This is a genomic window from Citrobacter sp. LUTT5 (assembly GCF_009905315.1).
In the GTDB taxonomy this organism is placed as follows: Bacteria; Pseudomonadota; Gammaproteobacteria; order Enterobacterales; family Enterobacteriaceae; genus Citrobacter; species Citrobacter freundii.
Genome location: NZ_CP047606.1, coordinates 3,679,804 through 3,706,801, shown reverse-complemented (window position 1 = coordinate 3,706,801; position 26,998 = coordinate 3,679,804). Strand labels below are relative to the sequence as shown.

Annotated in this window: 27 protein-coding genes; 21 read left to right on the top strand and 6 right to left on the bottom strand. The window is 51.8% G+C overall.

The annotated features are described in order from the left end of the window. The first annotated feature begins 13 nt into the window (after window positions 1-13). The 3 genes from brnQ (at window position 14) to malZ (ending at window position 4,744) form a co-directional block, all read left to right on the top strand. Window positions 14-1,333, top strand: coding sequence for a branched-chain amino acid transporter carrier protein BrnQ (brnQ, locus tag GUC46_RS17890; RefSeq protein ID WP_003021501.1), 1,320 nt, complete (start codon window positions 14-16; stop codon window positions 1,331-1,333). An 81-nt stretch (window positions 1,334-1,414) separates the two neighbouring features. Further along, entirely contained in the window at window positions 1,415-2,788 is a 1,374-nt protein-coding gene (proY, locus tag GUC46_RS17885) for a proline-specific permease ProY (RefSeq protein WP_032948680.1), read from the top strand. A 138-nt stretch (window positions 2,789-2,926) separates the two neighbouring features. Then, the gene (gene malZ, locus GUC46_RS17880; RefSeq protein ID WP_130714927.1) at window positions 2,927-4,744 is read left to right on the top strand and encodes a maltodextrin glucosidase; all 1,818 of its coding nucleotides are present in this window, start codon (window positions 2,927-2,929) and stop codon (window positions 4,742-4,744) included. Here the strand turns inward: malZ and GUC46_RS17875 are convergent. Beyond that, a complete protein-coding gene (locus tag GUC46_RS17875; protein WP_048241461.1) occupies window positions 4,738-5,640 on the bottom strand; it encodes a LysR family transcriptional regulator in 903 nt (300 codons plus the stop codon). The genes malZ and GUC46_RS17875 overlap by 7 nt on opposite strands. Before the next feature lie 273 nt (window positions 5,641-5,913). Here GUC46_RS17875 and GUC46_RS17870 point away from each other — a divergent pair, with 273 nt between their 5' ends. From GUC46_RS17870 to GUC46_RS17850, 5 genes are all read left to right on the top strand, one after another. After that, window positions 5,914-6,555 (top strand): hydrolase, encoded by a 642-nt coding sequence (locus GUC46_RS17870; RefSeq protein ID WP_003021513.1) that lies wholly within the window; start codon window positions 5,914-5,916, stop codon window positions 6,553-6,555. 173 nt (window positions 6,556-6,728) lie between these two features. Continuing rightward, window positions 6,729-7,274, top strand: a complete 546-nt coding sequence (locus GUC46_RS17865) for an antibiotic biosynthesis monooxygenase (protein ID WP_049002391.1) — start codon at window positions 6,729-6,731, stop codon at window positions 7,272-7,274. A gap of 21 nt (window positions 7,275-7,295) precedes the next feature. Beyond that, window positions 7,296-9,164, top strand: a complete 1,869-nt coding sequence (locus tag GUC46_RS17860) for an amidohydrolase (RefSeq protein ID WP_130714926.1) — start codon at window positions 7,296-7,298, stop codon at window positions 9,162-9,164. Window positions 9,165-9,694: 530 nt separating this feature from the next. Continuing rightward, complete coding sequence (locus GUC46_RS17855; RefSeq protein WP_130714925.1) at window positions 9,695-10,531, top strand: hypothetical protein; 837 nt, start codon at window positions 9,695-9,697, stop codon at window positions 10,529-10,531. A gap of 53 nt (window positions 10,532-10,584) precedes the next feature. Then, complete coding sequence (locus tag GUC46_RS17850; RefSeq protein ID WP_048233177.1) at window positions 10,585-11,559, top strand: SEL1-like repeat protein; 975 nt, start codon at window positions 10,585-10,587, stop codon at window positions 11,557-11,559. Between the two features lie 165 nt (window positions 11,560-11,724). Here the strand turns inward: GUC46_RS17850 and GUC46_RS17845 are convergent, their stop codons facing one another. Continuing rightward, window positions 11,725-12,327, bottom strand: coding sequence for a peroxiredoxin (locus GUC46_RS17845; RefSeq protein ID WP_003021524.1), 603 nt, complete (start codon window positions 12,325-12,327; stop codon window positions 11,725-11,727). Between the two features lie 168 nt (window positions 12,328-12,495). Then, entirely contained in the window at window positions 12,496-13,077 is a 582-nt protein-coding gene (gene acpH / locus GUC46_RS17840) for an ACP phosphodiesterase (RefSeq protein ID WP_016149694.1), read from the bottom strand. A 90-nt stretch (window positions 13,078-13,167) separates the two neighbouring features. Between acpH and queA the strand changes: the two genes are divergently transcribed. The 7 genes from queA (at window position 13,168) to GUC46_RS17805 (ending at window position 19,883) form a co-directional block, all read left to right on the top strand. Beyond that, window positions 13,168-14,238 (top strand): tRNA preQ1(34) S-adenosylmethionine ribosyltransferase-isomerase QueA, encoded by a 1,071-nt coding sequence (gene queA / locus GUC46_RS17835; RefSeq protein ID WP_003021529.1) that lies wholly within the window; start codon window positions 13,168-13,170, stop codon window positions 14,236-14,238. A 55-nt stretch (window positions 14,239-14,293) separates the two neighbouring features. Beyond that, a complete protein-coding gene (tgt, locus tag GUC46_RS17830; protein ID WP_130714924.1) occupies window positions 14,294-15,421 on the top strand; it encodes a tRNA guanosine(34) transglycosylase Tgt in 1,128 nt (375 codons plus the stop codon). A gap of 22 nt (window positions 15,422-15,443) precedes the next feature. Beyond that, window positions 15,444-15,776, top strand: a complete 333-nt coding sequence (gene yajC, locus GUC46_RS17825; RefSeq protein WP_003021544.1) for a preprotein translocase subunit YajC — start codon at window positions 15,444-15,446, stop codon at window positions 15,774-15,776. Between the two features lie 27 nt (window positions 15,777-15,803). Continuing rightward, a complete protein-coding gene (gene secD, locus GUC46_RS17820; protein WP_003021547.1) occupies window positions 15,804-17,651 on the top strand; it encodes a protein translocase subunit SecD in 1,848 nt (615 codons plus the stop codon). Window positions 17,652-17,661: 10 nt separating this feature from the next. Next, window positions 17,662-18,633 (top strand): protein translocase subunit SecF, encoded by a 972-nt coding sequence (gene secF / locus GUC46_RS17815; RefSeq protein WP_003021550.1) that lies wholly within the window; start codon window positions 17,662-17,664, stop codon window positions 18,631-18,633. 168 nt (window positions 18,634-18,801) lie between these two features. Continuing rightward, a complete protein-coding gene (locus tag GUC46_RS17810) occupies window positions 18,802-19,167 on the top strand; it encodes a VOC family protein (protein WP_044699354.1) in 366 nt (121 codons plus the stop codon). Between the two features lie 23 nt (window positions 19,168-19,190). Continuing rightward, on the top strand, window positions 19,191-19,883 hold the full coding sequence (locus GUC46_RS17805) for a YafY family protein (RefSeq protein ID WP_003021558.1): 693 nt from the start codon (window positions 19,191-19,193) through the stop codon (window positions 19,881-19,883). A gap of 45 nt (window positions 19,884-19,928) precedes the next feature. Here the strand turns inward: GUC46_RS17805 and GUC46_RS17800 are convergent, their stop codons facing one another. Together GUC46_RS17800 and GUC46_RS17795 are read right to left on the bottom strand one after the other, a co-directional pair. Beyond that, window positions 19,929-20,792: a nucleoside-specific channel-forming protein Tsx gene (locus tag GUC46_RS17800; RefSeq protein ID WP_003021561.1), complete on the bottom strand. Its 864-nt coding sequence runs from the start codon at window positions 20,790-20,792 to the stop codon at window positions 19,929-19,931. A gap of 298 nt (window positions 20,793-21,090) precedes the next feature. Continuing rightward, a complete protein-coding gene (locus GUC46_RS17795; RefSeq protein WP_003021567.1) occupies window positions 21,091-21,630 on the bottom strand; it encodes a DUF3251 domain-containing protein in 540 nt (179 codons plus the stop codon). A 153-nt stretch (window positions 21,631-21,783) separates the two neighbouring features. On the opposite strand from GUC46_RS17795, the gene nrdR reads away from it, so the two are divergent. The 6 genes from nrdR (at window position 21,784) to pgpA (ending at window position 25,891) form a co-directional block, all read left to right on the top strand. Further along, window positions 21,784-22,233 (top strand): transcriptional regulator NrdR, encoded by a 450-nt coding sequence (gene nrdR, locus GUC46_RS17790; protein WP_003021571.1) that lies wholly within the window; start codon window positions 21,784-21,786, stop codon window positions 22,231-22,233. Window positions 22,234-22,236: 3 nt separating this feature from the next. Further along, window positions 22,237-23,340: a bifunctional diaminohydroxyphosphoribosylaminopyrimidine deaminase/5-amino-6-(5-phosphoribosylamino)uracil reductase RibD gene (gene ribD / locus GUC46_RS17785; protein ID WP_003021573.1), complete on the top strand. Its 1,104-nt coding sequence runs from the start codon at window positions 22,237-22,239 to the stop codon at window positions 23,338-23,340. A gap of 90 nt (window positions 23,341-23,430) precedes the next feature. Beyond that, complete coding sequence (ribE, locus tag GUC46_RS17780; protein WP_003021575.1) at window positions 23,431-23,901, top strand: 6,7-dimethyl-8-ribityllumazine synthase; 471 nt, start codon at window positions 23,431-23,433, stop codon at window positions 23,899-23,901. A gap of 19 nt (window positions 23,902-23,920) precedes the next feature. After that, complete coding sequence (nusB, locus tag GUC46_RS17775) at window positions 23,921-24,340, top strand: transcription antitermination factor NusB (protein ID WP_000801129.1); 420 nt, start codon at window positions 23,921-23,923, stop codon at window positions 24,338-24,340. A 77-nt stretch (window positions 24,341-24,417) separates the two neighbouring features. Beyond that, complete coding sequence (gene thiL / locus GUC46_RS17770; RefSeq protein ID WP_003835968.1) at window positions 24,418-25,395, top strand: thiamine-phosphate kinase; 978 nt, start codon at window positions 24,418-24,420, stop codon at window positions 25,393-25,395. Then, window positions 25,373-25,891 (top strand): phosphatidylglycerophosphatase A, encoded by a 519-nt coding sequence (gene pgpA, locus GUC46_RS17765; protein WP_003021578.1) that lies wholly within the window; start codon window positions 25,373-25,375, stop codon window positions 25,889-25,891. Before thiL ends, pgpA begins: the two co-directional genes overlap by 23 nt. A 103-nt stretch (window positions 25,892-25,994) precedes the next feature. Here the strand turns inward: pgpA and yajO are convergent, their stop codons facing one another. Further along, a complete protein-coding gene (yajO, locus tag GUC46_RS17760; RefSeq protein WP_003847594.1) occupies window positions 25,995-26,969 on the bottom strand; it encodes a 1-deoxyxylulose-5-phosphate synthase YajO in 975 nt (324 codons plus the stop codon). Window positions 26,970-26,998 lie beyond the last annotated feature (29 nt).

The following is a 26,998-nucleotide window of genomic DNA, read 5'->3' as shown; positions in this document are numbered from 1 at the left end:
GCAGTAAGACTTTATGACCCATCAGTTAAAATCGCGCGATATTATCGCTTTGGGATTTATGACATTTGCACTGTTCGTTGGTGCAGGTAACATCATCTTCCCCCCAATGGTTGGTTTGCAGGCAGGTGAACACGTCTGGACTGCGGCTTTTGGCTTTTTGATTACCGCCGTTGGCCTGCCGGTACTTACCGTTGTCGCGCTGGCGAAAGTCGGTGGTGGTGTGGACCGACTGAGCACACCTATCGGTAAAGTTGCTGGTCTGCTACTGGCGACTGTTTGCTATCTGGCCGTTGGGCCTTTATTTGCTACCCCGCGTACCGCGACGGTCTCTTTCGAAGTCGGGATTGCACCGCTGACCGGTGACTCTGCGCTGCCGCTGTTTATCTATAGCGTTATCTATTTCGCGATTGTGATTCTGGTTTCGCTGTATCCGGGCAAACTGCTGGATACGGTGGGTAATTTCCTGGCGCCGCTGAAAATCCTGGCGCTGGTTGTTCTGTCTGTCGCCGCAATCGTCTGGCCAGCAGGCCCGATCAGTAATGCGATGGAAGCCTACCAAACTGCGGCATTTTCTAATGGTTTCGTGAACGGGTATCTGACCATGGATACGCTGGGCGCGATGGTGTTTGGTATTGTTATCGTTAACGCCGCTCGCTCGCGTGGTGTTACTGAAGCACGTCTGCTGACCCGTTACACCGTTTGGGCGGGTTTAATGGCGGGTGTGGGCTTAACGCTGCTGTATCTCGCGCTGTTCCGTCTGGGTTCAGATAGCGCGATTCTGGTCGATCAGTCTGCTAACGGCGCGGCGATTCTGCATGCGTATGTTCAGCACACCTTTGGCGGTGCAGGAAGCTTCCTGCTGGCGGCGCTGATTTTCATCGCCTGTCTGGTCACCGCGGTTGGCTTGACCTGTGCGTGCGCAGAGTTCTTTGCCCAGTACGTTCCACTGTCTTATCGTACGCTGGTATTTATCCTCGGCGGCTTCTCGATGGTGGTTTCTAACCTGGGTCTGAGCCATCTGATTCAGATCTCTATTCCGGTGCTGACGGCTATCTATCCGCCATGTATCGCACTGGTTGTATTAAGCTTTACCCGCTCATGGTGGCATAATTCTTCCCGCGTCATTGCACCTGCGATGTTTATCAGCCTGATTTTTGGTATCCTTGATGGCATTAAAGCTTCTGCAATTGGCGACGTGTTACCGGCCTGGACCCAGCGTTTACCGCTGGCGGAGCAGGGGCTGGCGTGGTTGATGCCAACAGTCGTGATGGTGGTCCTGGCAGTTATCTGGGATCGCGCCGCGGGTCGACAAGTGACCTCCAGCGCACACTAATATCACTGACAATAAGTTTTAACCACGGGGCTATTAACATGGCCCCGTGGTTTTTTTATTGTGTTAACAGGTTAGGAATCGATGGAAAGTAATAACAAGCTAAAGCGTGGGCTGAGCACCCGGCACATCCGCTTTATGGCATTAGGTTCAGCAATTGGTACCGGGTTGTTCTATGGCTCGGCCGATGCCATCAAAATGGCGGGGCCAAGCGTGTTGCTGGCCTATATTATCGGCGGCGTAGCGGCGTATATTATTATGCGCGCGCTGGGCGAAATGTCTGTTCATAACCCGGCAGCCAGCTCCTTCTCGCGCTATGCGCAGGAAAACCTCGGACCGCTGGCAGGCTATATCACCGGCTGGACCTATTGTTTTGAAATCCTGATTGTCGCCATTGCCGATGTGACTGCCTTTGGTATTTACATGGGCGTCTGGTTCCCGGCCGTACCGCACTGGATTTGGGTACTCAGCGTAGTGCTGATTATCTGCGCCATCAACCTGATGAGCGTGAAGGTGTTTGGCGAGCTGGAGTTCTGGTTCTCGTTCTTTAAAGTCGCCACCATTATCATCATGATTGTCGCCGGTTTCGGTATCATCATTTGGGGGATTGGCAACGGCGGGCAACCGACCGGTATCCATAACTTATGGAGCAACGGTGGCTTCTTCAGCAACGGCTGGCTCGGCATGGTGATGTCGCTGCAAATGGTGATGTTCGCTTACGGCGGGATTGAGATTATCGGGATTACCGCAGGCGAAGCCAAAGACCCGGAAAAATCTATTCCGCGCGCTATCAATTCCGTACCAATGCGTATCCTGGTGTTTTATGTGGGGACGTTGTTCGTCATTATGTCTATCTACCCGTGGAACCAGGTGGGTACCGACGGTAGCCCGTTCGTTATGACGTTCCAGCATATGGGCATTACCTTTGCTGCCGGGATCCTCAACTTTGTGGTTCTGACTGCGTCGCTGTCGGCAATTAACTCTGACGTCTTCGGTGTGGGACGTATGCTACACGGCATGGCGGAACAGGGCAGTGCCCCAAAAATGTTTGCCAAGACGTCGCGTCGTGGCGTGCCGTGGGTTACGGTGATGGTGATGACCATTGCGCTGCTGTTTGCGGTTTATCTTAACTACATCATGCCGGAAAACGTCTTCCTGGTGATCGCCTCTTTGGCAACGTTCGCCACGGTTTGGGTGTGGATTATGATCCTGCTGTCGCAGATTGCTTTCCGTCGTCGTCTGCCGCCAGAAGAGGTCAAAGCGCTGAAATTTAAAGTACCGGGTGGGGTAACGACGACCATTGTTGGCCTGATTTTCCTGGTCTTTATCATCGCGCTTATCGGCTATCATCCGGATACCCGCATTTCGCTGTACGTCGGCTTTGCGTGGATTGTCCTGCTGCTGGTCGGCTGGGGATTCAAGCGCCGTCGCGAGCGCCAACTTGCTGAAGCACAGTAATATTTTTGCCGGGTAGCTTTGCGTTACCCGGCAATTTTCTCCTCCCCCGAACTCCTCCCCCAATAAACGTTAAGATGATGAGTGATCCTGCACTTCGCTATGGCAAGGTGACGTCATTATCATCAAAGGGGATACGTGATGTTGAACGCCTGGCACCTTCCGGTTGCCCCATTTGTTAAGCAAAACAAAGATCAACTGACGATTACATTATGGCTGGCGGGGGAAAATCCACCCCAGCGGGTGACGCTACGCGCAGAAAACGATAACGAAGAGATTTCGCTAGCTATGCTCAAGCAGCGCAGCCAGCCGCAGCCGGGTGTGACCGCGTGGCGAGCGGCGATCGATCTCTCCAGCGGGCAGCCTCGTCGACGCTATAGCTTTAAATTACTTTGGCTCGATCGTCAGTTGTGGTTCACCCCACAGGGATTCAGCCGTTTTCCGCCTGCGCGTCTGGAGCAGTTTGCCGTCGATGTGCCGGATAACGGTCCGCAGTGGGTTGCTGACCAGGTCTTTTACCAAATTTTCCCGGACCGTTTTGCCCGCAGCCAGTCGCGTGAAGCGGGCCAGGATAACGTCTATTATCACCACGCGGCCGGGCACGACATCGTGCGGCGCGAATGGGACGAACCGCTCACGGCTCAGGCCGGTGGCTCCACGTTCTATGGCGGTGATTTGGACGGCATCAGCGAAAAGCTACCGTACCTGAAAACGTTAGGGGTCACGGCGCTGTACCTGAATCCTGTGTTTACCGCGCCGAGCGTGCATAAATACGATACCGAAGATTACCGTCATGTTGATCCGCAATTTGGCGGCGACACGGCGCTGCTACGCCTGCGGCACAACACCCAACAGCAGGGCATGCGCTTGATTCTGGACGGTGTTTTTAACCATAGCGGCGATTCGCACGCCTGGTTTGACCGGCATAGTAGGGGAACGGATGGGGCGTGCCATAATCCAGAATCCCCCTGGCGCGACTGGTATCATTTCTCAGCCGACGGCGTTGCGCTCGACTGGCTGGGGTATTCCAGCCTGCCCAAGCTGGACTTTTCTTCGGAAAGCCTGGTAAATGAAATTTATCGCGGCGAAGACAGTATCGTCCGTCACTGGCTGAAAGCGCCGTGGAGTATGGACGGCTGGCGTCTTGATGTGGTGCACATGCTGGGAGAAGCAGGAGGCGCACGTAACAACCTACAACACGTGGCCGGCATTACGCAGGCGGCAAAAGAAACCCAGCCAGAGGCGTATGTGGTGGGTGAACATTTTGGCGATGCTCGCCAGTGGTTGCAGGCCGACGCGGAAGATGCCGCCATGAACTATCGCGGCTTTACTTTCCCTCTCTGGGGATTCCTCGCCAATACCGATATTTCATACGACCCACAATCTATTGACGCTCAGACCTGTATGGCCTGGATGGATAACTACCGCGCGGGGTTGTCGCATCAACAGCAATTGCGCATGTTTAACCAGCTCGACAGCCACGATACCGCTCGCTTTAAGTCTCTGCTCGGTAAAGACGTCGCACGTTTACCGCTGGCGGTGGTGTGGCTATTTACCTGGCCTGGCGTGCCCTGTATTTACTACGGCGACGAAGTGGGGCTGGATGGCAACAACGATCCGTTTTGCCGCAAACCTTTCCCATGGCAGCCTGAAAAACAGGACGCTAACCTGCTGGCGTTGTACCAGCGGCTGGCAAAATTACGCCACCAGAGCCAGGCGCTACGCCACGGTGGTTGTCAGGTGATTTACGCCGAGGATAACGTGGTGGTGTTTGTACGGGTGCTAAACCGCCAGCGCGTGTTAGTGGCGATTAACCGTGGCCAGGCTTGTGAAGTGGTCCTGCCAGCCTCGCCATTACTGAGCGTGAGTCATTGGCAGCACAAAGAAGGCAAAGGTGTGCTTGCCGACGATATCCTGACGTTGCCGGCGATTTCCGCCTCGGTATGGTCAGGTCATTGATATAAGTGCGCAATCGCCGGGCTTGCCAGCAGCGCGTCTCGCCACCAGCGCTGCGCCAGCCCATCACGGTTATTGCGCCATGCCATATAGGCCACGTCTTTTTGGCGAAACGAGATAACCGCTTTTTCCACCAGCTCGCCCGTAGCAAGCCACGGGCTGGCAATATGGCGGGGGAGAAAGCCGCAGCCCATGCCGGCTCGCAGTAGCATCACTTTACTGTGGAAGTCATCGACACGGATCTGCGCCTGCTCCTCCATCAGATTGGTTTGTAACGGATGGCAGAAGCGGGCGCTGTCGCTGATAACAATCGCCCGATGCAGGCACAACTGCTCGTTGGTCAGGCCATCAGGTGCTGCGGCCAGCGGATGCTCAGGTGCCACGACAAATACATTGTCCAATGTACCGAGCATTTTGTAGGACCAGGCCGCTGACGTTGGTGGTTCATTAATCGCCCCCAGAATAATATCTGCTCCATTATGGGTCAGCTCCTCCCAGGAACCCGCCAGCGTATGATGGGTAAAACTGAGGCGGGTTTGCTTATTCAGCGCGTGAAATTCATCGATAATGGGTAACAGCGAGGCGAAAGGAAAGGAGTCGTCCAGCGCAATCGCCAGCTCTTTTTCCCAGCCTGAACTCAGCTGTACCGCCTGTTTTTCGAGATCTTTTGCCGCACTTAGCAATAAACGTCCCTTTTCCAGCATCATCTGTCCGGTGTCGGTAAATTTAGCCCGGTGTCCGGAACGGTCAAGCAACTCGATATTCAGGTCGCTTTCCAGCTTTTGAATCATATAGCTGAGTGCCGCAGGCGTTTTAAACAGCGATTCGGCCGCCGCGGCAAATGAACCCTGTTTGTCGAGTGCGTCGAGAATAAGCAAAACATCCAGATTAATGCGCATAAGCAGAAAAGATCCTGAAAATTAAACCCTTCTGTTGTACCGAATGAAGAAAAACAATGCCAGTGAATAAATTAGATGAATCATGCGCATTTTTTTGATGTTGTTTAGGATATATCGCAACACAGAATTAATAGTTTCACAGGATGGTAAGTTTTCTTTAATAACTCGTTAGAAATTTCCCGCTATACTCAACAAGCTTTCTGATTCAGGATCCTGCTGCTGACGGCAGATACAGACCGTTGCCTTTTAACTTATTGATTAAGAAGGTGTGATATGTCTATTCGGGAACTGATTGACCCTCAAAACTCTACGCTTATTTTTATTGATCATCAGCCGCAAATGTCATTTGGTGTAGCGAATATCGATCGCCAGACTTTAAAAAATAATACCGTGGCATTAGCGAAAGCCGGGAAAATATTCAATGTTCCGGTGATTTATACTTCTGTAGAAACGAAAAGTTTTAGCGGATATATCTGGCCAGAACTGTTAGCGGTTCATCCTGATGTAAAACCCATTGAACGCACCTCAATGAACTCCTGGGAAGATGCGGCGTTTGTGAAGGCCGTGGAAGCGACTGGGCGCAAAAAACTGATTATCTCCGCGCTGTGGACCGAAGTCTGCCTGACTTTCCCGGCACTGATGGCGCTGGAAGCGGGTTATGAAGTATATGTGGTGACCGACACTTCCGGCGGCACGTCCGTGGATGCCCATGAGCGTTCTATCGACCGCATGGTACAGGCTGGTGCCGTACCCGTAACCTGGCAACAGGTTCTTCTTGAGTATCAGCGCGACTGGTCTCGCAAAGAAACCTACGACGCCGTCATGGATCTGGTACGCGAGCACAGCGGTGCCTACGGTATGGGCGTGGATTATGCCTATACCATGGTGCATGGCGCGCCAGAACGTAAAGCCTAAATACACGTCATCCTTCATGTTGCATCTTTGTTGGCTTCGCTTGCGTACCCCAGTCACTGACTTATGTAAGCTCCCGGGGATCCACAACCTTGCCGCCTCGATGCACCATGAATGATTTTGTGTATTGCTTTCCTGGCCTAAGCGGCCTGTTTCCTCTCAACAAGGAATCCTTCATGGCGCAGAACAAACATGTGACGTTGGTGATTACCCACACCCTGCTGCCTGAGCAGGCGCAGCGGTATGAGCAATGGCTGGGGAAAATTATGCCGGTGGCGGCCGAGTTTCCCGGTCATCTCGGGGCGAACGTGATTCGCCCTGCGGATGGCGACAACCTGTGGAATATCATTATTCGCTTCGACACGCTTGAGCATCTGTATAACTGGACCCAGTCCGATACGCGCCATGTGCTGGTGGAAGAGATTGCCCCACTGCTGGCGGAAGGTGATAAAACCGAAATTCGTACCGAAGCGGCATTCTGGTTTACGCCACCAGCGCCCCATGTACGCCAGCCCAAACGCTGGAAACAGTTTCTGATAACCCTGCTGGTGATATTTCCTAGCACCAATCTGGTGCCGTGGTTGACCGGCATTGTGCTGCCTGCAATGAAGGGCTCGTTACTCCTGCATCTCATCAATGATGCCTGTGTGGTTGCGCTGGTGGTCTGGTTCTGGATGCCCATCGTAACCCGTCTGTTTGCCGGATGGCTGAAAAAAGCCTGACCGGTATCTCAGGAGATTGTTATGTCTCAAACTGCCACACTGATTCTGACTCACGGAAAAATTCATACTCTCGATAGGCAACGCCCGCAGGTCGAGGCGGTGGCGATTGCCAACGGAAAGATCCTGGCGACCGGTAGCCACGAGCGGGTAATGAGCTTTGCTGCCGAAGGGACGCAGGTTGTCGATCTGCAAGGACATACGGTGATCCCGGGCCTGAACGATTCGCACCTGCACCTTATTCGTGGTGGACTGAATTACAACCTGGAATTACGTTGGGAAGGCGTGCCGTCGCTGGCGGACGCCCTACGTATGCTCAAAGACCAGGCGGACAGAACGCCGTCGCCGCAATGGGTACGCGTGGTGGGCGGCTGGAGCGAATTCCAGTTTGCCGAACGTCGCATGCCAACCCTGGAAGAACTGAATGAAGCTGCTCCGGATACCCCGGTTTTCGTTCTGCATCTCTACGACCGGGCTTTGCTGAACCGCGCTGCGCTGAAAGCCGTCGGCTACACCAAAGCGACGCCGGATCCGGCGGGCGGTGAGATTGTGCGTGATAGCAACGGCAACCCGACCGGGATGTTGATCGCTAAACCAAACGCCATGATCCTTTATTCGACGCTGGCAAAAGGACCCAAACTGCCGCTGGAAATGCAGGTTAACTCGACCCGCCAGTTTATGCGTGAACTGAACCGTCTGGGACTGACCAGTGCCATCGATGCGGGCGGCGGCTTCCAGAACTATCCGGAAGATTACGAGATCATTGAGCAGTTACATGCCAACAAGCAGATGACGGTGCGTATTGCCTACAACCTGTTTACCCAGCGTCCGAAACAGGAACTGGAAGACTTTGAACGTTGGACCGATATGCTCAAACCGGGGCAGGGGACCGACTTCTACCGCGCCAATGGGGCCGGGGAAATGCTGGTTTTTTCGGCAGCGGATTTTGAAGATTTTCTCCAGCCGCGCCCGGACTTGCCGGAGGGTATGGAAGATGAGCTAGAGCGCGTGGTGCGACACCTGGTGGAGCACCGCTGGCCGTTCCGCCTGCACGCCACCTACGATGAATCTATCAGCCGCATGTTGGACGTGTTTGAGAAGGTGAATCGTGATATCCCGTTCAATGGCCTGCACTGGTTCTTCGATCATGCCGAAACCATTACTGAACGGAATATCGAGCGCGTTAAAGCGCTGGGCGGCGGGATTGCTGTTCAGCACCGAATGGCGTTCCAGGGCGAATATTTTGTCGATCGTTATGGCAAAGATGCGGTCAAACACACGCCGCCGGTGGCGAAAATGCTGGCGGCTGAAGTTCCGGTAGGGCTGGGGACTGACGCCACCCGTGTGGCTAGCTACAACCCGTGGACCGCGCTCTACTGGCTGGTTTCGGGCCGCACCGTTGGCGGTATGGCGATGTACGATGATAACAACCGCTTGCCGCGCGACGTGGCGCTGGAACTGTGGACCGCTGGCAGCGCCTGGTTCTCCAGCGAGCAGGGTAAGAAAGGGCGAATCGAGAAAGATCAACTGGCCGACCTGGTGGTGCTGTCTAAAGATTACTTCAACGTGGCGGAAGAAGAGATCAAAGGCATTGAGTCAGTGATGACCATTGTCGATGGCAAAGTCGTGTATGCGGCAGGGCATTTCACCCCGCTGGCACCACCAGCCATCCCGGTTGTGCCGGACTGGTCGCCGGTGGTGAAGGTGCCGGGGCACTATCGCTCAGCGCCGCCTGCTGGGGCTAAAATTGGCGCAATGGTGCAGATGCATCAGTGCTGTGGTAGCTGCGGCGTACACGGTCATCAGCATGATATTGCGCGTCAATCAGGCATTCCGGTGTCAGATGACCGGGCTTTCTGGGGGGCGCTTGGCTGTTCCTGTTTCGCGTTCTGACTGTAACGTTTTTAATGCCGGATGGTGACGCTTTGCGTCTTATCCGGCCAACAAAGAATCGCAACTTCGATAAGTTAGATAATCCTTGTAAGCCTGCTATGCTGAGTGCCATCAGACAATGGGGTTCATACATCTGCATTTCGCTTTGCTACAGCCAATTGTCTACGGTTGCCACAAAACCATCTTCCTAAAGGTCGCTATGCCATTCTTACTACGGCGTAAAGCCGGGGCCGTGTAATCTTCTCTATCCGCACCAACATAGTTATATTTTCAATGTAAGAATGTAGTTCTTATGATTATTTGTATTGTTTGTAAAGTGTAAATTTTATTTTTTATTATTGGCTATCAAAGCTTGATTGCATAATTAAATCAATCAAAATATGAAGGTAGCTCACACAATATTACTAACCATAAGTTAAAATAATGCGTGATTAATTACAATAATGAGTTGTTATTAATTAAATGAATATTATTGGTGACGCGTTTAGTTGGGTAGTAAAGCATTTGTAATTGTAATTGTAGGAGCTGAAATGCCAGTAAATGATATATCTTTAGGAAAAACCAGAAGATCAAATGACAATGGTGAACCCAATGTTGTTCATGTTGCAATTTCACGACCTATTCGATATGACGTGATGATAGCCTATGGTGGACACGGTGGTGCCGAGATGTTGAAAGCGGCGGAATTCAAGAAAAAGCGGCTTGAATCTAAGTATCCCAAAGGTGAAGTAAAAGGACCGATGATCTTCAAGAGTTTGGCCGACTTCGAAAAAATTTGGACCGCGATATTCTATGATATTTGCAAGCTAAATAAATCAGGTCAACCTAAATATGATTTGTGTGAAATTCATATTTTTGCTCACAGCAATCCAGATAGGATATCAATTAAGAAGGGGGAGCATATTACGGCTGAGGTGGTTGAATCTCTTGAAAATTTAATCTGGAATCCTGAAAAGGGTTATTTGGTATTACATAGTTGCCGATCTGGTCGATATGAAAGTGATGATTTAGATCAGCGTAGTGGTGGGGAGTGTATTGCTCGCGCATTTTCCAGACATGAATCATCAGCATATGTTATTGGCCAAATGGTTTATGCGTCATTTAACTATGGCCCCGGATTGGAAGACTGCAAATATAGAAAAACAGTGAATGATTATGTAGCAATAGATTTGTTTGGAAAGCAAGAGCTATTATTATGGGGCTATAAATCCGGAAGTAAAGTGAAGAAACGATTTTCAAATGATAGAGAGTATGAAAGCTTAGTTGATGGTCAGATCTGGCTATGCAGAAAATATCGAAATGGTGAGAAGTTAGATAGGACCGTTACCAGTGATGTGTTTAACTATGATGATTTGAATTTTGTTTGAATGTTCTGGATGTTGATAAATTATATCATTCATAGCGACTAAAGGAAATTTATATGGATTATGTCATCGCGGCCGCATTACTTCCGCAAGATAAGTTATGGACAGTTGAGTATTCATGGAAAATGGTAGAGGCTATAACACCAGAAATACCACAAATTGAGGATGAAACAGAACTTATTGAATTGATTCGTCATGCCTGGTTGTGGGATAAAAATGCTATGATTCAGTATGCCAGAATTCAGAAAGAAGTTGGTGACGATGATGTTTTAGATGATTTCATCAGGAGCAATGCTCACAGATTAGTGAGTTATGATGGTTTGTCTCTTCGACGGCCTGATGTATTTAATATGAATTATAGTGAATTTATCACCCGACTAGCTGATTTACAGTATCCCTTGGCGAGCAGGCTTGCTGCTAATGGCCTTTTATGGAGTGCGGGTGAGACAAATTCGACCTTCAACCCGTTAGCACAAGATGTACGAAAAAGGTTGATTCGTTATACTCGTTACGCCATAAAGGGAGGCTATCATATCCATTCTTATCTGGCTGATTGCATTTTATTTCCTTCCGGTTTTTCGTATAAAGATAGTAATAATAAGCAGCTAAATTCTCTGGAAAACAGAATAGATAATTTAACAAGAGAAGAGCTTGAAGATAGTTTTTCTGCTTATAAGGTGAGTGGAATTCACGGTTCTCAGTATGCACAAATAAGATTGAGTGAGTTTTATTTTTATGGTGTTAGCGTTAAACGAGATATTGAAATGGCATATGCATGGTCTATGATTGCTAACGATTCCTTTATCTATTTTAATAAAGAAGGTTACAAAAGACATGCTTCGGAAAGATATAAAGAAAATATTCTGAATGAATATAACAACGTTAACTTAAAAAATCTGATTCCGCTACAAATGACGAAAATAGAGATAGAGAGAAGTGTCGCGCTGGCGTCAAAAATCAAAGAAACGTTGGTTGAGGATGACTACTATTCCTGGGAGGTTCAAATGGATGCGGTTCCGCCGGCGCCTTGATGTTCAACGTTTGGTTTGTACCTGTATGCGATTATTCATCGGCCGTATAATGAGACAACAAGTGTCTGCTCGCGTAGGGCCAATACGCGCAGCGCCATCGGGCATTCCGAGTTCTGACATCAGAAAAAGGCCCGCACTAGCGGGCCTTTTGTCGATTCATGCCAATTACAGGCTGGAAACGTTCTCGGTCAGGTATTTTGCTACGCCGTCCGGAGACGCGTTCATACCTTCTTTACCTTTTTCCCACTGTGCCGGGCATACGTCGCCGTGCTCTTCGTGGAACTGCAGCGCGTCAACCATGCGCAGCATTTCGTCGATGTTACGACCCAGCGGCAGATCGTTAACCACCTGGTGGCGAACAACGCCGTTAGCGTCGATCAGGAAAGAACCGCGCAGAGCAACGCCAGCTTCCGGGTGCTCGATGCCGTAGGCTTTCTGGATTTCGCGTTTGATGTCAGCAACCATTGCGTATTTCACTGCACCGATGCCGCCTTTGTCGACAGGGGTGTTACGCCATGCGTTGTGGACAAATTCAGAGTCGAAGGAAACGCCAACAACTTCAACGCCGCGCTTCTGGAATTCTTCGTAACGTTTGTCGAATGCGATCAGTTCAGACGGGCAAACGAAGGTGAAGTCCATCGGCCAGAAGAACAGAACGGTAGTTTTACCGTTGGTATGCTGTTTGAAGTTGAAGTTTTCAACGATCTCACCGCTACCCAGTACCGCAGCTGCTGTGAAATCCGGAGCCTGACGAGTTACCAGTACCATATAATTCTCCTGCAATGTTAAGGGGTTTTTGGAACGCAACGCGGGCCAGTATAGAGAGTGTTCGTGAATAAGACAAAGAGGCGCTGGCAATCAATGAGACAGGTTTTGTCTATCAATCTTTTGCCGGATGACGGCTACGGCTTATCCGGCGGGGAATGCGGGTTGCAATCAAAGGGTTTTACGCCGCGCCTGGTCCATCATTTGCGGATAAAACTGCCAGAATCGTTCTTCTAACGCATCGTAATGCGTATTGAGGTCATACCATGAGTCGCGTAGGGCATCGAGCCGTGGACGGCGGCTGGCCATGCCGTTCAGGACGTTCTGGATAAAATCCATGTCCCGGTAGCGCTCAAGCCATTTCTCTGACCATATATAGTTATTCAGATTGATAAAGCGTGGCGGCGATTCCGGCAAAATAGTGGTTACCTGGGTACGGGCATAGCGCACAAAGTCCGTAAGCGGGAAGTCAGGGGAGATCTCCGACCAGTGGCGCGACAGAAAATGATCCCACATGACATCCAGCGTAATCGGCGCGACGCGGCGCGTTTCGCTACGAAACCATTCTTTGGCTTCACGCACCTGCGGCAGGTTATCTGTCATCACGTCGATACGACGATGCATGAAGATGCCTTCTACCACATCAGGCGAGTAGTGCGTTTCCGGATTACCCCGGACAAAATCGGCCAGCAGATTGCCGGAAAGCGAGCTGTCGGCAAGGTGAGCGAGATGCAAATGTGCAAGAAAATTCATCGTTAAATGTTTATCCAGAGGGGTAAAGGTTGCAGGGAGAACGCCCCGGCACTAGACTACCCGCCTCTTATTTTAGTCTGAGTCAGTGTCATGCGCGTTACCGATTTCACCTTTGAACTACCCGAATCCCTGATTGCCCACTATCCGCAAGCTGAGCGCAGTAGCTGTCGCTTGCTGTCTTTGGACGGGCCGACGGGCGCGCTGACGCACGGTACTTTCACCGATTTGCTCGATAAGCTCAACCCTGGCGATTTGCTGGTCTTTAACAACACCCGCGTCATTCCTGCGCGTCTGTTTGGTCGTAAAGCCAGCGGCGGTAAAATTGAAGTGCTGGTCGAGCGTATGCTGGATGACAAACGTATTCTGGCGCATATTCGTGCCTCGAAAGCGCCGAAACCGGGCGCCGAGCTGCTGCTGGGCGATGACGAAAGCATTAAAGCAACGATGGTGGCGCGCCATGACGCGCTGTTTGAAGTTGAGTTTAACGACGAACGCAGCGTGCTGGATATCCTCAACGCGATTGGCCATATGCCGTTGCCGCCGTATATCGACCGTCCGGATGAAGACGCCGACCGCGAGCTGTACCAGACCGTGTACAGCGAAAAACCGGGTGCCGTCGCTGCGCCGACCGCGGGTCTGCATTTTGACGATCCGCTGCTGGCTAAACTGCGCGATAAAGGCATTGAAATGGCGTTCGTCACCCTGCACGTTGGAGCAGGTACTTTCCAGCCGGTGCGCGTAGACACTATTGAAGACCACATTATGCACTCCGAATATGCGGAAGTGCCGCAGGATGTGGTGGACGCGGTGCTGGCGGCGAAAGCGCGCGGTAACCGTGTGATTGCGGTGGGCACCACCTCCGTACGTTCACTGGAAAGTGCGGCGCAGGCGGCCAAAAACGATCTAATCGAGCCGTTCTTCGGCGATACACAAATCTTTATTTATCCAGGCTATAAATATCAGGTGATTGATGCTCTGGTCACCAACTTCCACCTGCCGGAATCGACACTGATTATGCTGGTTTCCGCATTTGCTGGTTATAAAAACACCATGCACGCCTATCATGAAGCGGTAAAAGCGGAATATCGCTTTTTTAGTTACGGGGATGCGATGTTTATCACGTACAATCCGCAGGCTATTTCTGAGCGTGTCGGGGAATAAGTTTCCGGCATGAGTGTTTAAAACGTCGGACTGTTTTTCTGACGCAGGAGTGAAGATGAAATTTGAACTGGATACCACAGACGGTCGCGCTCGCCGCGGTCGCCTGGTTTTTGATCGTGGCGTAGTAGAAACGCCTGCTTTTATGCCGGTCGGTACTTACGGCACAGTAAAAGGCATGACGCCGGAAGAAGTTGAAGCGACCGGCGCCCAGATCATCCTCGGCAACACTTTCCACCTGTGGCTGCGCCCGGGGCAGGAAATCATGAAACTGCACGGCGATCTGCACGATTTTATGCAGTGGAAAGGGCCGATCCTCACCGATTCCGGCGGCTTCCAGGTGTTCAGCCTGGGCGACATCCGGAAGATAACCGAACAAGGCGTGCATTTCCGTAACCCGATCAACGGCGATCCGATTTTCCTCGATCCCGAGAAGTCGATGGAGATTCAATACGATCTCGGTTCCGATATCGTGATGATCTTCGACGAATGTACACCGTATCCGGCCGACTGGGACTATGCTAAACGCTCGATGGAGATGTCTCTGCGTTGGGCGAAGCGCAGCCGTGACCGTTTTGATAGCCTCGGCAACAAAAATGCGCTTTTTGGCATCATTCAGGGCAGTGTTTACGAAGATTTACGTGATATCTCCGTCAAAGGTCTGGTAGATATCGGCTTTGATGGCTACGCTGTCGGCGGTTTGGCTGTCGGTGAGCCGAAGGAAGATATGCACCGCATTCTGGAACATGTTTGCCCGCAGATTCCGACAGATAAACCGCGTTACCTGATGGGCGTCGGTAAACCAGAAGATCTGGTTGAAGGCGTGCGTCGCGGTATCGATATGTTTGACTGTGTGATGCCAACGCGAAATGCCCGTAATGGTCATTTGTTTGTGACTGACGGCGTGGTAAAAATTCGTAACGCGAAACATAAAAGCGACACCAGTCCGCTCGATGCTGAGTGTGATTGCTACACCTGTCGCAATTATTCGCGCGCTTACTTGCATCATCTCGACCGTTGCAACGAAATATTGGGCGCGCGTCTCAACACGATTCATAACCTTCGCTACTACCAGCGTTTGATGGCGGGTTTACGCAAGGCTATTGAAGAGGGTAAATTAGAGAGCTTCGTGACTGATTTTTACCAACGTCAGGGTAGACCAGTTCCACCTGTGAACGTTGATTAATTTTAATAATGAGGGAATTTGAATGAGCTTTTTTATTTCTGATGCGGTAGCGGCAACAGGTGCTCCGGCGCAGGGCAGCCCGATGTCTCTGATTCTGATGCTGGTGGTGTTTGGTCTGATTTTCTACTTCATGATCCTGCGCCCGCAGCAAAAGCGTACCAAAGAACACAAAAATCTGATGAACTCCATTGCGAAAGGCGATGAAGTGCTGACTAACGGTGGTCTGGTGGGTCGCGTGACCAAAGTAGCAGAATCTGGCTACATCGCTATCGCGCTGAACGACACCACTGAAGTGGTTATTAAACGTGATTTCGTAGCTGCCGTTCTGCCGAAAGGCACCATGAAGGCGCTGTAATTTATTGTTTTCCCAAAGGGAACTGCCGTGTTAAACCGTTATCCTTTGTGGAAGTATGTCATGCTGATCGTCGTTATTGTCGTCGGTCTGCTCTATGCGCTTCCCAACCTGTATGGTGAGGATCCGGCTGTTCAAATCACTGGCGTGCGCGGTGCCGCCGCCAGTGAGCAAACGCTGATCCAGGTCCAGAAAACGTTACAAGAAGATAAAATCACACCTAAGTCTGTGGCTCTGGAAGAGGGTGCTATTCTCGCGCGCTTCGACTCCACTGATACCCAACTGCGCGCACGTGAAGTATTAATGGGCGTACTGGGCGATCAGTACGTCGTGGCGCTTAACCTTGCTCCGGCAACCCCGCGCTGGCTGGCTGCCATTCATGCAGAACCGATGAAACTCGGTCTTGACCTGCGTGGCGGCGTTCACTTCCTGATGGAAGTGGATATGGATACCGCGCTGAGTAAGTTGCAGGAACAAAATATCGATAGCCTGCGCAGCGATCTGCGTGAAAAAGGCATTCCTTATACTACCGTTCGCAAAGAAGATAACTACGGTCTGAGCATCACTTTCCGTGATAGCAGCGCCCGTGATGAAGCTATCTCTTACTTGAGCAAACGTCACCAGGATCTGGTTATTTCCAGCCAGGGCAGCAATGCACTGCGCGCTGTAATGACCGATGCGCGCCTGAGTGAAGCCCGTGAGTACGCGGTACAGCAGAACATCAACATTCTGCGTAATCGTGTTAACCAACTGGGTGTTGCTGAGCCGGTGGTACAACGTCAGGGCGCTGACCGCATCGTGGTCGAACTGCCGGGTATTCAGGATACCGCGCGTGCGAAAGAAATTCTGGGCGCAACCGCGACGCTGGAGTTCCGTCTGGTAAACACCAACGTTGACCAGTCCGCTGCAGCATCGGGTCGTGTTCCGGGTGATTCGGAAGTGAAACAGTCTCGTGAAGGTCAGCCTGTTGTGCTGTACAAGCGCGTGATCCTGACCGGTGACCATATCACCGATTCCACTTCCAGCCAGGACGAATACAATCAGCCGCAGGTTAACATCTCGCTGGATAGCGCGGGTGGTAACATCATGTCCAACTTCACCAAGGACAACATCGGTAAGCCGATGGCGACCCTGTTCGTGGAGTACAAAGACAGCGGTAAGAAAGATGCTAACGGTCGTGCAGTACTGGTGAAACAGGAAGAGGTGATTAACATTGCCAATATCCAGTCTCGCCTGGGTAACAGCTTCCGTATCACCGGTATCAACAACCCGAACGAAGCGCGTCAGCTTTCTCTGCTGTTACGTGCCGGTGCGTTGATTGCGCCGATTCAGATTGTGGAAGAACGTACCATCGGCCCAACCCTGGGTATGCAGAACATTAAACAGGGTCTGGAAGCGTGTCTGGCCGGTCTGGTGGTGTCTATCCTGTTCATGATCTTCTTCTATAAGAAGTTCGGTCTGATTGCGACCAGTGCGCTGATTGCTAACCTGGTATTGATTGTCGGTATTATGTCGTTGCTGCCGGGCGCTACGCTAAGTATGCCGGGGATTGCGGGGATTGTCTTAACCCTTGCCGTCGCGGTCGATGCGAACGTACTGATCAACGAACGTATCAAAGAAGAGTTGAGTAACGGGCGTTCGGTGCAGCAGGCCATCAACGAAGGTTATGCGGGCGCATTTAGCTCCATCTTTGATGCGAACATTACGACGCTGATCAAGGTCATCATCCTGTACGCAGTTGGCACCGGGGCAATTAAAGGGTTCGCGATTACTACCGGTATTGGTGTGGCGACGTCGATGTTTACCGCGATTGTCGGTACACGTGCCATCGTAAACCTGTTGTATGGCGGCAAGCGCGTCAAAAAGCTGTCAATCTGAGGAGTGCGAAGTGGCACAGGAATATACTGTTGAACAATTAAACCACGGTCGTAAAGTCTGGGACTTTATGCGCTGGGACTACTGGGCTTTCGGCATTTCAGGTTTCCTGCTGATTGCGGCCATCGTGGTGATGGGCGTACGCGGGTTTAACTGGGGTCTCGATTTCACCGGTGGTACGGTTATTGAAATCACGCTGGAAAAACCGGCCGATATGGACGTGATGCGCGATGCACTGGAGAAAGCGGGCTTCGTTGATCCGCTTCTGCAGAACTTCGGCAGCAGCCACGACATTATGGTACGTATGCCGCCAACTGAAGGTGCAGACGGCGGTCAGGTGCTGGGCAGCAAAGTGTTGAGTGTGATTAACGAATCCACCAACCAAAACGCCGCGGTGAAGCGAATTGAATTCGTGGGTCCGAGCGTGGGGGCTGATCTGGCGCAAACCGGTGCGATGGCGCTGATGGCGGCGCTGATCTCCATCCTGGTGTACGTCGGTTTCCGCTTTGAGTGGCGACTGGCGGCGGGGGTGGTTATCGCTCTGGCGCACGACGTGATTATCACACTTGGGATCCTGTCGTTGTTCCATATCGAGATTGACCTGACTATCGTCGCATCACTGATGTCGGTAATCGGTTACTCGCTGAACGATAGTATCGTTGTATCTGACCGTATTCGTGAAAACTTCCGCAAAATTCGTCGCGGTACGCCTTACGAAATCTTTAACGTGTCACTGACTCAAACGCTGCACCGTACGTTGATTACGTCCGGTACAACGTTGATGGTTATTCTGATGCTGTTCCTGTTCGGTGGTCCGGTACTGGAAGGCTTCTCGCTGACGATGCTGATCGGTGTTTCCATCGGTACCGCATCCTCTATCTACGTGGCATCGGCGCTGGCGCTGAAGCTGGGTATGAAGCGTGAGCACATGCTGCAGCAGAAGGTCGAGAAAGAAGGGGCGGATCAACCGTCGATTCTTCCTTAACCATTAAGAGTGAAGATACTGGAATCCCGATCGTAAGGTCGGGATTTTTTTTGCCTGTGAATTAGCGACAGGCAATTATCTTTTCCTGTCGCCATACTACTGACAGTATGCTGTCAGTAGCCCTGTTTTATAGTCCTTCTGAGATTACCCACACAGGCAGGAGGAAGTATGAGCAACGTAATTAATTGGTTTGAAATCCCTGTAGCACAAATGGATCGCGCCATCGCTTTTTATGAACCAGTGATGCAGGTTTCTTTGCGTCGGGAGAACATGGACTGCGCTGAGCTGGCCGTATTTCCGCATCAGGATCCCGCTCCCGGCGGGGCGCTGGCTAAATTTGAAGGTATTACTCCTTCAACGCAGGGCGCTATTATTTATCTGCATACGGACGATTTGACTGCAACGCTTGAACGCGTCGCCACTGCTGGCGGTCAGTGTGTGTTTGGCCCACTCGAACTGGGGCAGGACATTGGTACGATTGCGCTATTTACTGACAGCGAAGGCAATCGTGTTGGTTTACATCAACCCGCGTAATATTTTCAGCACTGAGGATTAAAATGAGCAGACGCGCCGACCGCTTGTTTCAGATTGTACAAATCCTGCGTGGCAGGCGAGTGACAACGGCGGCGCTGCTGGCAGAACGTCTTGAAGTTTCTGAACGGACGATTTATCGCGATATCCGCGATCTCTCTTTATCCGGCGTGCCCATTGAAGGCGAAGTGGGCAGTGGATACCGCTTAATGGCGGGGTTTGATCTGCCGCCGTTGATGTTAACCCAGCACGAATCAGAAGCGTTGATGGTAGCGATTCGGTTGCTGAAAACATGGGGCGGGGATTCACTCTCACAGGCGCTGGAATCAGCACAGGAAAAAGTGTTGGCGATATTGCCGCCAGAGAGTCGGCGCAGAGCCGAGCAAACGCGGATTTTCGCGCCAGATTTTGGTAATCAGCCGCATTCACGCAGTGCGTTCGATCTCATACATCGCGCGGTTTCAGCTCAGCAGGTGCTGGCGCTGCATTATCGCGATGAGTCCGGGAACCTCTCGTGGCGCGACGTTCAGCCGCTGGGATTATTTTTCTGGGGCGAGCACTGGCTGCTGGTTGGCTGGTGCGAGAAGCGTGATGATTATCGTTGTTTTCGCGTTGATCGATGTCTGAAGATCACGCCACTCGACAGGCACTTTCGCGAATCTGCGGATCGTTCGCTAAGTGACTTTTTACGTAAAGTACGCTGTGAAGACCAGCCATAAAAAAGCCAGCGGTTAAGCTGGCTTGTTTGCGATAAATTGTCTGGATTAGAAGTTGTAACCTACGACCAGGTAACCACCCCAACCGGTAGATTTCGCGCTGAAATCGCCTTCGCCCCAGTTCAGAGTATCCCCACCTTTCCACTGACCGCCGTTATGGAAGTAACGCGCTACGACAGAGTAGTGCCAGTGATCGTAGTTCAGCGCCAGGACGTGGCTGGAAGCGATAGAGTTGCTGGTGCGGTTCGGGTCATCACCCAAATCTGAGCCCCAGTCGAAGTTGGTGAAGCCGATGTAGGTCAGTTGGCCGCCCCAAACCTGGGTGATCGGCACAAAGTATTTCACTTTGAAACGGTAGCCATCCCACTCGTTTTCGTTGGATGCGCCATAGTTCTGCCACTGGTATTTAGCATAGACGTTCAGGGACAGACCCATCGGCAGACCGGTATCGATATCGGTACCCAGACCCATATACCAGGTGCTCTGGCGGCTGGCTTTGTTATCACCCATGTCGTAGATGTAGTTGTTGGCGAAGTACCATTCTTTGAACGGACCAAAGCTCAGGTCAGCGCCGGTCAGTTTGTCGATGGAGAAACGCGGTTCGATTTCCATAAACAACGGGGAACCGTCAGACCAGATACCTTTATCGTTGCCGTTACCCCAGTCGAAGGTTTTCGGAATATCGATGTAGCCATAGAAATCAAACCAGTCTTTTTTGGCAAATGCTTCGTATTCCAGATACACGTCGTTGTTCAGTTTCGGAGAGAAACGGGTGTGATAGCTACCCACCACGTTAACGCTCTGGTGCCACCAGTCGGACAGATATTGCGGTTTGTCATTTTCTGCTGCGTTGGCAGTAAAAGACGAGGAGAGCGCCAGCACTGCACCGGCTGCAAGTAATGTTTTTTTCATATGTATGCCACTGTTTGAAATCCCTTTCGGGAGTGAAAAATGCGCAATTTGCGTTTCTAAATATTTCGTAATTCTTCGGAGCCTATTATAAAAATCATTGTTCACAAAAATATGTCTTGTTTCACAGTTCTATCATTTACGTAATCGATTGCGTTCACGTTTGCGTACTTTAGGCGGCGAATTGTACTGGCTCTCATGAATGTTGCCAAGTTTTACCAGAAATATCGGTTATGTCAGGGGAGTAACAAAATGGAGCGGAGTGATGTTGCGGAACGCACAAAACGTTCCGCAAAAAAGTTTATTGGCTAACAGGCTGGATATCGTGGATGCGAACAAATCCTAACTGATCTGGAGTGAGGCCATTTATCTGCAACGGAATGTCTACGTCGCTGGGAGCAAGAATACTCGCCGGAGCGTTGACCAACTGGTTGTGAACGTTCACTTCCTGATAGTTGTCCGTGGTGCCCTGAATTTGCCCGTATTCGACGGTGGCGCTAAAGGCGGGTAAAGGCGTGTTGGATTCACCCTGAATCCGTAGCGTCAGGCGCGTACCATCCGCGTTCGGTGCAATGTTTACCAGCGACATGCGTAAAGTGCCAATCTGGCTGTCCAGTCGTGCCGGGGTTTTGGAACCCGGTAGCAGATAGACGCCGCTGGTTGATTTTGCATTCAACATATTTTGTTGCGTAATTTTTACTGTTTCCTGATTAAGCTGCGCCATCTCTTTATTCAATGTGCTAACGCTTTGATGCATCTGGCGTACTTCGCTTTGCTGTGCGCAGGCACTAAGACTAAAGAGACTTCCCACCAGGAGAATTCTTAGGTAACGTCTTGTCATTGTGATTACTTCCTTCATTGTCGCGATAGCATAATGGTAGTGTGGACTGAGCACGAAGGCATCGATCCTTTGTCTCAAAAGCGCAGTGCCTTTGTTGTCACGGCAGTTCAGGGTAAAATAGATTCTGTTAACCACTGAGGTACAGGACGCCGTATGCATTGCCCATTCTGTTTCGCCGTAGACACTAAGGTAATTGACTCTCGTCTTGTAGGCGAGGGCTCCTCGGTACGCCGCCGTCGGCAGTGTCTGGTCTGTAACGAACGTTTCACCACTTTTGAAGTGGCTGAACTTGTCATGCCGCGCGTTGTGAAAAGCAACGACGTGCGTGAACCCTTTAATGAAGAAAAGCTGCGTAGCGGCATGCTCAGAGCGCTTGAGAAACGGCCTGTGAGCGCGGATGACGTCGAAATGGCGTTAAACCATATCAAATCACAGCTGCGTGCGACTGGTGAGCGTGAGGTGCCGAGCAAGATGATTGGCAACCTGGTGATGGAGCAGTTGAAAAAGCTCGATAAAGTCGCCTACATCCGCTTTGCCTCTGTCTACCGGAGTTTCGAAGATATCAAAGAATTTGGCGAAGAGATTGCTCGCCTACAGGACTAAGCCATGCAGGATGAATTGTACATGGCGCGTGCGCTGAAGCTTGCTGCGCGCGGACGTTTTACCACTCACCCCAACCCCAACGTAGGCTGCGTGATTGTGAAGGATGGGGAGATCGTCGGTGAAGGATATCACCACCGTGCGGGCGAACCGCATGCCGAAGTTCATGCTCTGCGGATGGCTGGAGAAAAAGCGCAAGGGGCAACGGCCTATGTGACGCTTGAACCCTGTAGTCATCATGGTCGCACGCCGCCGTGTTGCGATGCGCTGATTGCGGCGGGTGTATCGCGTGTGGTTGCGGCGATGCAGGATCCCAATCCGCAGGTCGCAGGACGTGGGCTCTACCGTTTGCAGCAGGCGGGCATCGACGTCAGCCACGGGCTGATGATGAGCGAAGTTGAGCAACTGAATAAAGGCTTTCTCAAGCGTATGCGTACGGGATTCCCGTATCTGCAGCTTAAGCTTGGCGCGTCGCTTGATGGCCGTACGGCGATGGCCAGCGGTGAAAGCCAGTGGATTACCTCACCACAGGCGCGCCGCGATGTGCAACGCTTGCGCGCGCAAAGCCATGCCATTTTAACCAGCAGTGCTACGGTGCTGGCAGACGACCCTCAGCTTACCGTGCGTTGGTCGGAGCTTGGGGAGTCAACTCAGGCGAGTTACCCGCAGGAAGAGCTGCGCCAGCCAATCCGCATTGTTCTGGATAGCCAGAATCAGGTCACGCCGGAGCATCGTATTGTGCAACAGCCTGGAGAAACCTGGATTGTCCGGACTGAAGACGACCCCCGTAGCTGGCCGGAGACGGTTCGTAGCCTGAAGGTGCCGGAACATAACGGGCATCTGGATCTGGTGGTGCTGATGATGCAACTGGGCAAACAGCAAATTAACAGTATTTGGGTTGAAGCAGGTCCAACGCTCGCGGGGGCATTATTACAGGCCGGTTTGGTCGATGAGCTAATCGTGTATGTTGCGCCTAAACTGTTAGGCAGCGATGCGCGAGGATTATGTGTGCTTCCAGGCCTTGAGAAACTGGCTGACGCACCCCATTTTAAATTCAATGAGATACGCCAGGTGGGCCCGGACGTTTGCCTGCATTTAACGACTGCGTGAGGCTTTCTGATTTAGAGGAAGCAGCGCACAGAATATTATGATAAAATCCGCCCCCCTTACGGGGCCATAAATCGAACCCGAAGGAAGAATATGAACATTATTGAAGCTAACGTTGCTACCCCGGACGCTCGCGTCGCCATCACCATTGCGCGTTTCAACAACTTTATCAATGACAGCCTGCTGGAAGGGGCTATCGACGCCCTGAAACGTATTGGCCAGGTTAAAGATGAAAACATTACCGTTGTTTGGGTTCCAGGTGCATATGAGCTGCCGCTGGCCGCTGACGCACTGGCAAAAACCGGTAAATACGACGCGGTAATTGCGCTTGGTACGGTGATCCGTGGCGGTACCGCGCACTTCGAATATGTGGCTGGCGGTGCAAGCAATGGCCTGGCGCATGTCGCTCAGGACAGTGGCATTCCGGTAGCCTTCGGTGTTCTGACCACCGAAAGTATTGAACAAGCCATCGAACGTGCTGGCACTAAAGCCGGCAACAAAGGCGCAGAAGCTGCACTGACTGCGCTTGAAATGATTAATGTATTGAAAGCCATTAAGGCCTGATTTTTGTAAGGGGAAATCCGTGAAACCTGCTGCTCGTCGCCGCGCCCGTGAGTGTGCCGTCCAGGCGCTCTACTCCTGGCAGTTGTCCCAGAACGACATCGCTGATGTTGAATACCAGTTCCTGGCGGAACAGGACGTTAAAGATGTCGACGTTCTGTATTTCCGTGAACTGCTGTCCGGGGTGGCGACTAACAGCGCGTACCTGGATGGATTAATGAAGCCTTACCTGTCTCGTCTGTTAGAAGAGCTGGGTCAGGTAGAAAAAGCCGTACTGCGTATTGCGCTGTTTGAACTGTCTAAACGTAGTGATGTGCCGTACAAAGTGGCCATCAACGAAGCGATTGAACTGGCGAAAACCTTCGGCGCTGAAGATAGCCATAAATTCGTGAACGGCGTATTGGATAAAGCAGCACCTGTGATTCGCCCCAACAAAAAGTAATCCCGAGGCCGGCTGGATGGTGGAACCTGTTTCCGCTGTCCCCGGCTTTTTCTTTTTTTTCTGCTGAGGCATAACGTATGGCATGCGGCGAGTTTTCCCTGATTGCCCGTTATTTTGACCGCGTAAGAACGTCTCGTCTTGATGTCGAAACCGGTATTGGTGACGACTGCGCACTTCTGAATATCCCTGAAAAACAGACGCTGGCGATCAGTACCGATACGCTGGTGGCAGGCAATCACTTCCTCCCCGACATTGATCCCACCGATCTCGCCTGGAAAGCACTGGCGGTGAATTTGAGCGATCTGGCGGCGATGGGGGCCGATCCTGCGTGGTTGACGCTGGCACTCACGTTACCTGACGTTGATGAAGCCTGGCTTGAAGCCTTCAGTGATGGCCTGTTTGAACTGCTTAATTACTATGATATGCAGCTGATTGGCGGTGACACCACGCGTGGGCCACTGTCGATGACGTTGGGTATCCATGGTTACGTTCCTGTAGGACGGGCCTTAAAACGCTCTGGTGCGAAGCCGGGGGACTGGATTTATGTTACCGGTACGCCGGGAGACAGCGCGGCGGGGCTGGCGATTTTACAGAATCGGTTGCAGGTTGGAGATGCAAAAGACGCAGACTATCTGCTTAAACGCCATCTGCGTCCCACGCCGCGTATTTTGCAGGGACAAGCCCTGCGCGATCTGGCCAGTGCGGCTATCGATATCTCCGATGGCCTGATTTCCGATCTGGGGCATATCGTTAATGCCAGCGGCTGTGGCGCGCGGGTTAACGTCGATGCGCTGCCTTACTCCACGGCATTCGCCCGGCACGTTGAGCCGGAACAGGCCCTACGCTGGGCGCTCTCGGGCGGTGAAGATTATGAGTTATGCTTTACCGTACCGGAAATTAACCGTGGTGCGCTGGATGTGGCGCTGGGAAATCTCGGCGCAGCGTTTACCTGCATTGGGCAGATGAGCGCAGACGTGGAAGGCATTCACTTTACGCGCGATGGAAAATCCGTCACGTTTGACTGGAAAGGATATGACCATTTTGCCGCGCCTTAAAAAAGATGTCGCCAAAAGCCGCCTGAGTATGCGCAATCCGTGGCACCTGCTAGCCACCGGTTTTGGCAGCGGGTTGAGCCCAATTGTTCCTGGCACGATGGGATCGCTGGCGGCGATCCCTTTTTGGTATTTAATGACCTTTCTACCGTGGCAGCTGTATTCACTGGTGGTGATGTTATCTATCTGTATCGGCGTTTATCTGTGCCATCAAACGGCGAAAGATATGGGTGTGCACGATCACGGTAGCATTGTCTGGGACGAGTTTGTCGGGATGTGGATTACCCTGATGGCGCTGCCGACCAATGACTGGCAGTGGGTTGCCGCCGGATTTGTGATTTTCCGTATTCTGGATATGTGGAAGCCGTGGCCGATTCGTTGGTTCGATCGCAACGTGCATGGCGGGACGGGGATCATGATCGACGATATTGTGGCCGGAATACTCTCTGCCGGAATTTTGTATTTTATCGGTCATCACTGGCCGGTAGGTATCATTTAACCCTTTTGGGGGGCTGTTGTAGGCCCGATAAGCGTCGCGCCATCGGGCAATCAGTGCCGGATGCGCTATGCTTATCGGGCCTACAATTAGTCATCGCTAATACTTATTTAAATCCCACCACAGGATGCTGTTTGTACGGCGTTTCCAGCTCGGCAATCTGCTCCGGCTTCAGCGTTAAATCCACCGCATTGAGCAACTCATCCAGCTGTTCCTCGCGCGATGTGCCGATAATCGGCGCTGCCACCCCCGGTTTGCTCAGCAGCCAGGCCAGCGCAACCTGCGCGCGCGTTACGCCCAGTTCCTCACTGACGCCGGTCAGCCGTGCGGCAATTTGCGCGTCGTTTTCATCGCTCTCGTTGTACAAATTTTTACCGACTTCATCGGAAACCAGGCGTGCTGTCGTTTCTCCCCATGGGCGCGTCAGGCGTCCACGTGCCAGCGGACTCCAGGGGATCACTGCCACGCCTTCCTGATAGCACAGTGGCAGCATTTCGCGTTCTTCTTCGCGGTAGATCAGATTGTAGTGATCCTGCATGCTAACGAACTGTGCCCAACCGTGTTGCTTCTGTAAGGCCAGCGCCTGAGCAAACTGCGAAGCGTGCATGGATGAGGCGCCGATATAGCGCGCTTTACCGGCTTTCACGACGTCGTTCAGCGCTTCCAGGGTTTCTTCAATAGGTGTGTTGTAATCCCAGCGGTGAATTTGCAGGATGTCGACATAGTCCATACCCAGACGTCTGAGGCTGTCGTCGATTGAGCGCAGGATTTGTGCGCGGGATAATCCTTCTGCTAAATCATCAACCTGGTGAAAAACCTTGGTAGCGACCACGACATCTTCGCGGCGGGCGAAATCACGCAGCGCGCGACCGACAATCTCTTCGCTACTGCCAGCGGAGTAGCTGTTGGCGGTATCGAAAAAGTTAATGCCGCCCTCAAGGGCGTGTTTGATTATCGGGCGGCTGCTTTCTTCAGGTAGCGTCCAGGCGTGATTGCCGCGATTAGGCTCGCCAAACGTCATGCAGCCCAGGCAAAGGCGGGAGACCCGTAGGTCGGTTTTTCCTAAGATGTTGTATTTCATCAATCCACTCCTGCTTAGCTCGTGATGAA

Excerpts from the sequence above, each read along its gene's own strand:
- GUC46_RS17800 (WP_003021561.1), bottom strand. The coding sequence starts at position 20,792 with ATGAAAAAAACATTACTTGCAGCCGGTGCAGTGCTGGCGCTCTCCTCG.
- GUC46_RS17845 (WP_003021524.1), bottom strand. The coding sequence starts at position 12,327 with ATGGTACTGGTAACTCGTCAGGCTCCGGATTTCACAGCAGCTGCGGTA.
- proY (WP_032948680.1), top strand. The coding sequence starts at position 1,415 with ATGGAAAGTAATAACAAGCTAAAGCGTGGGCTGAGCACCCGGCACATC.
- acpH (WP_016149694.1), bottom strand. The coding sequence starts at position 13,077 with ATGAATTTTCTTGCACATTTGCATCTCGCTCACCTTGCCGACAGCTCG.
- yajO (WP_003847594.1), bottom strand. The coding sequence starts at position 26,969 with ATGAAATACAACATCTTAGGAAAAACCGACCTACGGGTCTCCCGCCTT.
- yajC (WP_003021544.1), top strand. The coding sequence starts at position 15,444 with ATGAGCTTTTTTATTTCTGATGCGGTAGCGGCAACAGGTGCTCCGGCG.
- GUC46_RS17865 (WP_049002391.1), top strand. The coding sequence starts at position 6,729 with ATGGCGCAGAACAAACATGTGACGTTGGTGATTACCCACACCCTGCTG.
- GUC46_RS17870 (WP_003021513.1), top strand. The coding sequence starts at position 5,914 with ATGTCTATTCGGGAACTGATTGACCCTCAAAACTCTACGCTTATTTTT.
- queA (WP_003021529.1), top strand. The coding sequence starts at position 13,168 with ATGCGCGTTACCGATTTCACCTTTGAACTACCCGAATCCCTGATTGCC.
- pgpA (WP_003021578.1), top strand. The coding sequence starts at position 25,373 with ATGACCATTTTGCCGCGCCTTAAAAAAGATGTCGCCAAAAGCCGCCTG.
- tgt (WP_130714924.1), top strand. The coding sequence starts at position 14,294 with ATGAAATTTGAACTGGATACCACAGACGGTCGCGCTCGCCGCGGTCGC.
- brnQ (WP_003021501.1), top strand. The coding sequence starts at position 14 with ATGACCCATCAGTTAAAATCGCGCGATATTATCGCTTTGGGATTTATG.
- GUC46_RS17810 (WP_044699354.1), top strand. The coding sequence starts at position 18,802 with ATGAGCAACGTAATTAATTGGTTTGAAATCCCTGTAGCACAAATGGAT.
- GUC46_RS17795 (WP_003021567.1), bottom strand. The coding sequence starts at position 21,630 with ATGACAAGACGTTACCTAAGAATTCTCCTGGTGGGAAGTCTCTTTAGT.
- ribE (WP_003021575.1), top strand. The coding sequence starts at position 23,431 with ATGAACATTATTGAAGCTAACGTTGCTACCCCGGACGCTCGCGTCGCC.
- GUC46_RS17855 (WP_130714925.1), top strand. The coding sequence starts at position 9,695 with ATGCCAGTAAATGATATATCTTTAGGAAAAACCAGAAGATCAAATGAC.
- nrdR (WP_003021571.1), top strand. The coding sequence starts at position 21,784 with ATGCATTGCCCATTCTGTTTCGCCGTAGACACTAAGGTAATTGACTCT.
- thiL (WP_003835968.1), top strand. The coding sequence starts at position 24,418 with ATGGCATGCGGCGAGTTTTCCCTGATTGCCCGTTATTTTGACCGCGTA.
- GUC46_RS17850 (WP_048233177.1), top strand. The coding sequence starts at position 10,585 with ATGGATTATGTCATCGCGGCCGCATTACTTCCGCAAGATAAGTTATGG.
- GUC46_RS17805 (WP_003021558.1), top strand. The coding sequence starts at position 19,191 with ATGAGCAGACGCGCCGACCGCTTGTTTCAGATTGTACAAATCCTGCGT.
- GUC46_RS17860 (WP_130714926.1), top strand. The coding sequence starts at position 7,296 with ATGTCTCAAACTGCCACACTGATTCTGACTCACGGAAAAATTCATACT.
- ribD (WP_003021573.1), top strand. The coding sequence starts at position 22,237 with ATGCAGGATGAATTGTACATGGCGCGTGCGCTGAAGCTTGCTGCGCGC.
- GUC46_RS17875 (WP_048241461.1), bottom strand. The coding sequence starts at position 5,640 with ATGCGCATTAATCTGGATGTTTTGCTTATTCTCGACGCACTCGACAAA.
- malZ (WP_130714927.1), top strand. The coding sequence starts at position 2,927 with ATGTTGAACGCCTGGCACCTTCCGGTTGCCCCATTTGTTAAGCAAAAC.